This window comes from Shewanella algidipiscicola, assembly GCF_003605125.1.
GTDB classification, from domain to species: domain Bacteria; phylum Pseudomonadota; class Gammaproteobacteria; order Enterobacterales; family Shewanellaceae; genus Shewanella; species Shewanella algidipiscicola.
The window spans coordinates 308,159-317,330 of sequence record NZ_QPQT01000003.1 but is presented as its reverse complement, the minus strand read 5'-3'; the positions used below and the strand labels follow the sequence as shown (position 1 = coordinate 317,330).

Below are 9,172 nucleotides of genomic sequence, written 5' to 3'. Positions count from 1 at the left end.
TTATGAGATCCCAGGTCGATTAGCTCAGCTGGGAGAGCACCTCCCTTACAAGGAGGGGGTCACTGGTTCGAGCCCAGTATCGACCACCATTCTTTTCATAAAGAATTAAAACATTATGAAATCCCAGGTCGATTAGCTCAGCTGGGAGAGCACCTCCCTTACAAGGAGGGGGTCACTGGTTCGAGCCCAGTATCGACCACCATATTTCCTCTTATGTATTACAATCCCCCTATTTAGAATTAATCAGCATATTAGCCATAAGTTTTGGCCAAAATTGACCATTGCTAAACCACTCACCTGGACTATTCTTCAATAATATTGAGATAAAACCTGTTGAGTATCGGTGGTTCATATGGCAGAAGTCACACAATCAGCCTCACTGGCAAGTATTGCAGCCTATTTAAAGCTCACCCATGAGTGTGATGAACAACAAGCCATGGTCGAAGCCAGAGAGGTGATGCAAAATTTGGTCGCTATGCGGCAAAAAGGCTTTATTACAGGCTGGTATTTTGATGCTCACGGCCATTTAGAATTATTACCTAGTGATGCAATCATGAAACGAATTGAGCCGATAAAATAATACGCTTGCCCTTCTTGGCATAGTATTGCTTTACTCCGTCACAGAAACCACCAAGCTGAATCAGTGCCCTATTTTCTATGTATTAATGAGAAAATGGACTTCAAGTGACAACTTCTAGTTGTACATGCTAATCATCAAGAATAAGCAGGTATTTGATCCTATGACGAATACTGCAGTTATTTCCCGCTATAGTATCCCCTATGATTCGCCTCTAAGTAAGCTTAATCCCCAAATAAGGTCACGGCCTTGCTAACATCTCTATGCATTTGCTTAAGGGGTTGTCTTACATGATCACTTTCTCATCTCAAGTTGCTAGCATGTCATGCTTCAGCGCTGAGCCAATCAATTCATGAATACGAAAACCGACCAAGTTTACATTGCAAGTGTGCTATCCATATGTCAGTTGATAAATGGGTCATTTTCCACCCATTCAAACAGATTTAACTGGCGAGATCCGCCCCATTCTCAATGGCACTTAACTTCACGCCAAAATGCAACCTATTGAGATCTTTATGTTTACCAATAAATAACATTTATGGCCTACTCCTTGCCTATACTTCCTTATTAGTTCGTCAGTCAACTCAACCTCTATGGCCTATAAAGCCAAAAAGATTAATAACATAAGGGAAAATAGCATGAGTATATCTAACATCTTCTTCACCCGGCACTCACTTAAGCAACTGCTTAAATTGACCTCTGTAGTGACCCTATTAAGCGCCAGTCTGTCGGTATCTGCCACCCCAGTAGAAATTAAATTCTCTCACGTGGTTGCCGAGAACACGCCGAAAGGCCAAATGGCCCTTAAGTTTAAAGCCTTAGTTGAAGAGCGACTCCCTGGCGAGTATCAGGTTAACGTATTTCCAAATTCACAGCTGTTTGGTGACAATAACGAATTGTCAGCATTACTGCTTAATGATGTGCAATTTGTCGCACCGTCACTATCGAAATTTGAACGTTACACCAAGAAGCTGCAAATTTTTGATTTACCCTTCCTGTTTCAAGATATGGATGCGGTTAACCGTTTTCAGCAAAGTGAATCTGGACAAAAATTATTAAACTCGATGAAGCGCAAAGGCCTTGTCGGGCTTGGTTACCTTCACAATGGCATGAAACAGTTTTCCGCCAGTAGCCCACTGATCTTGCCCGAAGATGCTAGTGGCAAAAAGTTTCGTATTATGGCATCTGACGTTTTAGCCGCCCAATTTCAAGCTGTCAATGCGATACCGGTGAAAAAACCCTTCTCTGAAGTATTCACGCTACTGCAAACACGTGCTATCGATGGCCAAGAGAATACTTGGTCGAATATTTACTCAAAGAAATTTTTCGAGGTACAAAGCCATATCACCGAGAGTAATCATGGCGTTTTAGATTATATGGTCGTGACTTCAGATACCTTCTGGAAATCACTTCCAGGAGATAAGCGTAAAGTGATCAAAGCCGCCTTAGATGAAGCCGTTGCCTATGGTAACGAAATTGCTGCTGCTAAAGTCGATAAAGATAAACAAGCCATTATCGACTCAAAGCGCTCAGAAATCACCTATTTAACCCCAGAGCAACGTGCCGCATGGGTCAGCGCGATGAAACCCGTTTGGGCACAGTTTGAAAATAAAATTGGTAAAGATCTTATCGAAGCCGCTGTTGCTTCAAACAAATAATAACGATAACGATTAGCTAACATTAATAGGAAAGTATTGAGGCCTAGCTAACGGCTTACGGCCTCTTTCCTATTTAAGGAGCAACAGAGATGATATCTCGTTTATTTTCATATTTTGAAGAAGGTATGCTCAATGCATTAATCACCGCCATGACAGTGCTGGTGTTCGCCGAAGTGATTGCGCGCTTTTTCTTTAACACAGGTTTTCTGTGGATCCAGGAGCTAACACTCACCCTGTGTGGCTGGTTTGTGCTATTTGGTATGTCATATGGCGTGAAAGTCGGCGCTCACATCGGCGTCGATGCTTTTGTCAAAAAACTGCCCAAAAAAGGCCGTAAAGTCACCGCCATTATTGCCGTCATTGTCTGCTTAGTTTACTGCGCCATGTTTTTACAAGGTAGCTGGGATTACCTTGTAAAAATGTACCAAGTGGGCGTCCCGATGGAAGATATCGACTTGCCGCACTTTTTAGTCAACCAGCTTGACCCTGATAATGCTTGGGAATATTTACGCATCGATGTTGAAGAGCCCGCGATGCCGCTGTGGATGTCACAAAGTATCTTATTAATTGGTTTTTCATTACTCACATGGCGCTTTATCGAATTAGCTATCGCCATTTTACAAAATAAGACCGACGGTTTTAGGTTTGCTGATGAAGCCAAGGAAAGCATGCATCTTGCTGAAAATAATAATGATAAGCCTGATGTTGGCACTAAGGGAGATAAATAATGACCATTGCCATTCTATTTATTAGCCTATTTCTGTGTATGCTCATCGGTATGCCTATCGCTATTGCGCTAGGTTTTTCCAGCATGCTCACCATCTTATTGTTTTCTGATGACTCACTGGCCTCTATCGCCCTAAAACTGTATGAGTCGACCTCTGAGCACTATACCCTGCTGGCAATCCCCTTTTTTATTCTTTCCTCAGCCTTTTTATCCACCGGTGGTGTGGCACGGCGGATCATCGACTTTGCCATGGACAGCGTCGGGCATATTCGTGGCGGATTAGCCATGGCCTCTGTCATGGCCTGCATGCTCTTTGCGGCTGTCTCTGGCTCATCGCCTGCTACAGTGGCCGCCATTGGCTCTATCGTCATCGTGGGCATGGTGCGCGCGGGTTATCCTGAAAAATTTGCCGCCGGCGTGATTACCACCTCCGGGACACTAGGCATCTTGATCCCTCCTTCTATCGTCATGCTGGTTTACGCCGCCGCCACCGAAGTGTCGGCGGCCAGAATGTTTATGGCGGGCTTGATACCGGGCTTGATGATGGGGCTTTTATTAATGCTAGCGATTTATGTGGTCGCGCGTATCAAAAAGCTGCCTTCACGTCCCTTTCCGGGAATTAAGGTGTTAGCGCTTTCCAGTGCCAAAGCCATGGGCGGCCTAGCGCTGATTTTTATTGTTTTAGGTTCTATCTATGGTGGGGTAGCCAGCCCGACTGAAGCCGCGGCGGTGGCCTGTGTTTACGCCTATTTTATTGCTGTATTTGGCTATCGCGATATCGGGCCACTGAAAAATGTCAGCTGGCGTGACCGCGGCGAGTCCCTTATAAAGGCCTGTGCACGTAATATCGGCTTTATCTTGCTTGCCGTGCTTAAAACCCCGGTGGACAAAGAGATCCGTCACGTGGTCAGAGATGGCGCTAAAGTCAGTATTATGCTGCTGTTTATCATCGCTAATGCGATGTTATTTGCCCACGTGCTCACCACGGAGCGCATCCCGCACCTGATTGCCGAAACCATAGTTGGCATGGGGCTTCCCGTATGGGGTTTCCTCATCATAGTCAACTTGTTGCTACTGGCCGCCGGTAACTTTATGGAGCCCTCGGCAATTTTGCTCATCATGGCGCCGATTTTATTCCCAATCGCAACGCAGTTGGGCATTGACCCTATCCATTTAGGCATCATTATGGTGGTCAATATGGAGATTGGTATGCTCACCCCGCCGGTGGGGCTCAACTTGTTTGTGACCGCAGGGATCACTGGGCGCAGCATGGGATGGGTGATTCAATCCTGTTTGCCTTGGTTGGTGTTACTGCTGTTTTTCTTAGCGCTGATCACTTACGTTCCACAGATCTCGTTATTCCTGCCTGAATATATCGATAAGTTAAATGGTTATTAAATAACTTGATTTTACTTAACAATTGAGTGAGTCTGGCAAAGGTAATTTCCCTTGCCAGACTCACTATTGCTGATGCGGACATGCATTTTATGTCAATGAAAATAAAAACAAAAAAATACCTCAGCGTCACTTTGATTATCGCATTAGGCCTAGTACTGGTGTTGAATATCGCCTATTGGTCTCATCTAGATCACGGCTACCAACAAACTCAACGTCAATCTGGCGCTCAAATGAAAGAGTTGGTCAGTTTTCTAGCGGGTGCCCTATCTCGCTATCAAAGCATTCCTCACGTACTCTCTAAAAATCCATTATTAGTCAATGCACTGCAACAACAAGATGACACAGCAACTCTCACCGCGTTAAATCAGTATTTACAAGAGATCCAGAGCATCACCGAAGCGCTCGATATCTATCTGGTTAATGCCAATGGTGATGCCATTGCCGCCAGTAATTGGCAACAAAGTTACTCGTTTATCGGACAGAACTTTGCCTTTCGCCCCTATTTCCAACAGGCGATAAAGGGCCAACAAGGGCGTTATTTTGCCGTGGGCACCAGCTCCAATAAACGCGGCTATTACTTCTCTTACCCCATCTATGCTAGCGGACAACGTCAGTCAACAGAGCAAGTGCAACCAGAAATTCTTGGTGTGATAGTGGTAAAGGTCGATGTTACCGAGATAGAGCAGCACGGTACCGGTATGGCCAGAGCCAGCAATTATGAATTTGCCATTAGCGATCCCGATGACATCATCTTTATCTCAAGCGTGCCACAATGGCGCCTCGCCGCTTTCAATCCTGTAACGCCCGAGCGGCAACGGCAGATTAAGCAATCACGCCGCTATGCCGATAGAACCATCCACGAGTTAGCCATTGAGCCGCCATACACAGATTCAGCGGATGAGCGTTACCCTATCTACCGTATTAACCACAGCAATGACAACACCATTGACTACATGGACAACAAAACAGTAATGGCAGAGGCTGGTTGGAAATTGCATATCCTAGCCCCAATGGCACCAACCTATCAGGCTATGCCCCCTTTATTACTGCTTTATGGCGCCTTATACCTGCTAATGGCCCTAGCCTTGCTGTACGCCGTTGAGCGACGTAAAAACAGCCAACGAATGCGTCACGCACACGAACAGTTAGAACAAAGAGTACAAGAGCGTACTCAGGCTTTAGAAAGTAGCCATAGACAACTCAAAGAGACTCAAGATGAGTTAATCCAAGCCGCTAAGCTCACCGTGATAGGCAGTTTATCGGCGAGTATCAATCATGAGATCAATCAGCCCTTGGCCGCTATCCGCAGCTACGCCCAGAATACCCAAACCTTACTTGCCAGAGCAAAGTGGGAAGATGTGGGGCGTAATATCATCACTATCATAGAGTTAACCGATAGGCTGGCCGCTATCGTGTCGCAATTTAAAAGCTTCACCCGAAAAAGTGCTGGCAATGAGAAAGCCACCAACGTAGCCCAGTGCATCAACGATGCCCTCACCATTATTCAGCCAGAAGTCGATAAACAGGGAGTTGAGCTGCAACTCAACGTCGCCGATAACCAGACCCATATTTGGTGCGATCCTATCCGGCTACAGCAGGTACTGGTGAATTTAATGAGCAATGCCATTAAAGCGATGCAACACAGTTCACCTAAACAGTTGATTATCGGCGTGACAGTGACGGATAGAGTCAACATTAGCATCGAAGATAGTGGCTCAGGGATTAAAGAGAGCCAAATGAAAAAAATCTTCGACCCCTATTATACTAATTCTCGCCATGGGCTCGGACTTGGTTTGTCTATTTCACGGCGGATCATCGAAACCATGCAAGGGCAAATAAACGTGGCTAACCGCATCGAAGGCGGCGCCATTTTTAACATTACCTTGGCCACATATACACCAGGAACGCCATGATGCTAACCGATGACCTAACAGAGTACGACGTTATTATTGTCGATGATGAACCCCTTATCGGCTGCGCATTGGTCCAGTTATTTGAGCTGGAATCTTATCGAGCCCTCGCCCTTGCCGAACCACAACAGCTAATGAATGCCTTGCCTCCAAACTGGCCTGGGGTGGTGATCTCCGACGTAAACATGCCACATATCGACGGCCTAACACTGATGGCGAACCTCTTAAGCCAAGATAAGGACATACCTATTATCTTACTCACGGGGCACGGTGATATCGCCATGGCGGTGCAGGCGCTAAAACAGGGGGCATACGACTTTATTGAAAAGCCGTTTAATAACGAACATATGCTCGACATTGCTAAACGCGCCCTTGAAAAACGCAGCCTAACACTGGAAAATCGCAGCCTTAAAAAAGAGCTCGAATCACACAGTACACCAGGGCCACGCATACTGGGTCACAGCCCAGGCATAAAACAGATGCGCCATATTATCGAGCAAGTGCTCGACATGCCCGCCGACATCTTAATTGAGGGGGAAACGGGCACAGGCAAGGAGCTAGTGGCGCGCTACTTACACGATCATAGTGTCCGCAGCGCCGCCAATTTTGTCGCCATCAATTGCGGCGCGATCCCTGAAACCATTATCGAAAGTGAACTATTTGGCGCAGAGGCCGGTGCCTTTACCGGCGCCGACAAAACCCGCATAGGTAAGTTCGAATACGCTAACGGTGGCACCCTGTTTCTCGATGAGATAGAGAGCACTCCACTGGCCTTACAAGTAAAACTACTGCGCGTGCTTGAAGATAGAAAAGTAGAACGACTGGGGTCAAACAAGAGTATTACCTTAGATATTCGCATCATTGCCGCGACTAAGGTGGACCTTAAATCCCTGTGCGATACTGGCGAGTTTCGCCAAGACCTCTTGTATCGCCTCAACCTCGTCACCATACCTATCCCTGCGCTGCGTGAACGCCGGGAAGATATTCCGCTGTTATTTTTACACTTTGCTCGTGTCGCATCGGCGCGTTACCACAAAGCGCTTATTCCACTATCGACAGAAAATACCGCTCAGCTGATCTCTCATGATTGGCCGGGTAATGTCAGGGAGTTAAGAAACCTTGCCGAACGCTATGTCCTGCTTGGCGGCGAAGCGGCCTTTGCCACATCGATGACCCCAAGCCATCAACTCAATGCCAATATGTCATTGCAGCAACGGGTAGAATTTTTTGAGCGCCTGCTGATTGAGGAGGCGCTCAATGTCAATAAAGGCAGTATCAAACTGACCATGCAGCAGCTCGAATTACCGCGCAAAACCCTGTATGACAAGATGCAAAAATTTGGTCTCAATCGTAAAACCTTTATTCAATAAGGCATTGGCAGTCACTGTAGATAAACCGCCGAGGTATTTCCCCTAGCCTGCCACATCAATCAAAGATGCGGGGGCGCGCCGCTGGGCGCGTGCCAAATACAATACCAACACGGCCACCAGCGATAGCACCACTAAACTGCCGCCCACTACACCATTCCAGCCCCAATGCTGCCAAAAAGGTAATAGATAAGGGCCACCTATCGCCGCACCAAGATAGTAACTGCACAGATACAAGGCTGTGGCTTTTGCTCTATGCTGCTGCGCGCGCTGGGCCACCCAGGCATTACAGACACTATGAAAAGTGAAAAACCCAAAACTGGATAAGATAAAGCCAACCACAATCGCCTCACTACTATCGACTAAGGTCACCATGCTTCCCAGACACATCATTAATGTCGACAACACAAATAAGGGTTGGCGGCCTAATTTATTCACCCACTTAGCGGAGCGAAACGAGGCATAAGTGCCACTCAAATAGCAGAGGAAAATCAAGGTCACCTCAAAACGCCCCCAGTTGAAGGGGGCTTGCATCAGGTGCAGCTGAATATAACTAAATTGATTGACCATCACCATAAAGGCCATGGCACCCAGTAGATACAATTTAATCATGGTGCTATCGCTAAGGTGTAGCCAAAATCCTTGGGCGTCGCTGCGCTGAAAACGTAATTTAATCTCACCACGCTCGGCGCGAATTTTATCGCGATTAGGCAATAGCCCTATCACGACTAAGGTGCCAAGGGCGGTAATGCTTATCAGTAATAACATCGACTGCTGCCAATTAAGGTATTGGGTCATGACACCGCCGAGTAATCGCCCAGCAATACCGCCCAAACTGTTGGCCGCAATGTAAACCGCTCCCGCTTTCAGTAAAACCGACTTATCGAGCATGTCTTTGAAATAGGCCATCGAAATGGCGGGCACCGCCGCCAATAGAGCCCCTTGGATCAACCGCAGTGCAATCAAATCACTAAACTCTGTCACGAATAGCAACATGACATCGGCAAGTACTAGCAGCCCTAAACTCCACAACAGTGGCTTTCTGCGACCAATTTTGTCCGATAAGGTGGCATAAAACAGCAATGAAAAGGCTAACGAGAAGCTGGTCACCGACAGTAGTAATGTGGCGTGCGCGGGTAATACCTGAAAACTGCTGGCAATGAGTGGCAGCATGCCTTGCACCAAATATAAATTGATATACACAACCACAGAGGCTAAGGACAGCCCCCATATTAACCGGATTTGCAGTTGTTGTTGACTCATGGATAACGCGCTTCTCTATTGTCTCGATAGACACAGGCTAGCATTAGCCCTAACATAACAAAAATAGATTATTTTGATTGCATCCATATTATTTTATTATGGACAAGTCTGAGCTCAGGCGGTTTAATTCCAAGAGTGCTTAAGTCCAAGAGTGATTTGGAATTCAAGGCAATATTGAGCAAGCTCCAAGATAACCTGACTAACGATCCTAGGGCCTGCTGATCTTTCAAGGTTGTTTTTGCAGCGAATTGTTGGGTATTTATACAAGTCAG

General features: G+C 46.4%; 7 protein-coding genes and 2 tRNA genes. 8 read left to right on the top strand and 1 reads right to left on the bottom strand.

Going from position 1 to position 9,172, the window contains the following annotated elements; all coding sequences use genetic code 11:
• Positions 1 to 13: 13 nt before the first annotated feature.
• The 8 genes from DVO77_RS05090 to DVO77_RS05055 all read left to right on the top strand — a co-directional run bounded on the left by DVO77_RS05090 (position 14) and on the right by DVO77_RS05055 (position 7,640).
• Positions 14 to 89: transfer RNA gene (locus DVO77_RS05090), tRNA-Val, on the top strand.
• A 37-nt stretch (positions 90 to 126) separates the two neighbouring features.
• Positions 127 to 202 (top strand) — tRNA-Val (locus tag DVO77_RS05085).
• A gap of 150 nt (positions 203 to 352) precedes the next feature.
• Positions 353 to 580 carry a hypothetical protein gene (locus DVO77_RS05080; RefSeq protein ID WP_110456281.1) on the top strand — a complete coding sequence of 76 codons (228 nt, stop codon included), beginning with the start codon at positions 353 to 355 and terminating at the stop codon, positions 578 to 580.
• 635 nt (positions 581 to 1,215) lie between these two features.
• Positions 1,216 to 2,235 (top strand): TRAP transporter substrate-binding protein, encoded by a 1,020-nt coding sequence (locus DVO77_RS05075; RefSeq protein WP_119977576.1) that lies wholly within the window; start codon positions 1,216 to 1,218, stop codon positions 2,233 to 2,235.
• An 89-nt stretch (positions 2,236 to 2,324) separates the two neighbouring features.
• Positions 2,325 to 2,963, top strand: coding sequence for a TRAP transporter small permease (locus tag DVO77_RS05070; RefSeq protein ID WP_110456283.1), 639 nt, complete (start codon positions 2,325 to 2,327; stop codon positions 2,961 to 2,963).
• Positions 2,963 to 4,360, top strand: coding sequence for a TRAP transporter large permease (locus DVO77_RS05065; RefSeq protein WP_119977575.1), 1,398 nt, complete (start codon positions 2,963 to 2,965; stop codon positions 4,358 to 4,360). The genes DVO77_RS05070 and DVO77_RS05065 overlap by 1 nt, the downstream gene beginning before the upstream one ends.
• A gap of 89 nt (positions 4,361 to 4,449) precedes the next feature.
• Positions 4,450 to 6,273: a sensor histidine kinase gene (locus DVO77_RS05060; RefSeq protein WP_428842886.1), complete on the top strand. Its 1,824-nt coding sequence runs from the start codon at positions 4,450 to 4,452 to the stop codon at positions 6,271 to 6,273.
• On the top strand, positions 6,270 to 7,640 hold the full coding sequence (locus tag DVO77_RS05055) for a sigma-54-dependent transcriptional regulator (protein ID WP_119977573.1): 1,371 nt from the start codon (positions 6,270 to 6,272) through the stop codon (positions 7,638 to 7,640). Before DVO77_RS05060 ends, DVO77_RS05055 begins: the two co-directional genes overlap by 4 nt.
• Before the next feature lie 42 nt (positions 7,641 to 7,682).
• Here the strand turns inward: DVO77_RS05055 and DVO77_RS05050 are convergent, their stop codons facing one another.
• A complete protein-coding gene (locus DVO77_RS05050) occupies positions 7,683 to 8,900 on the bottom strand; it encodes an MFS transporter (RefSeq protein WP_119977572.1) in 1,218 nt (405 codons plus the stop codon).
• Between the last annotated feature and the right edge of the window lie 272 nt (positions 8,901 to 9,172).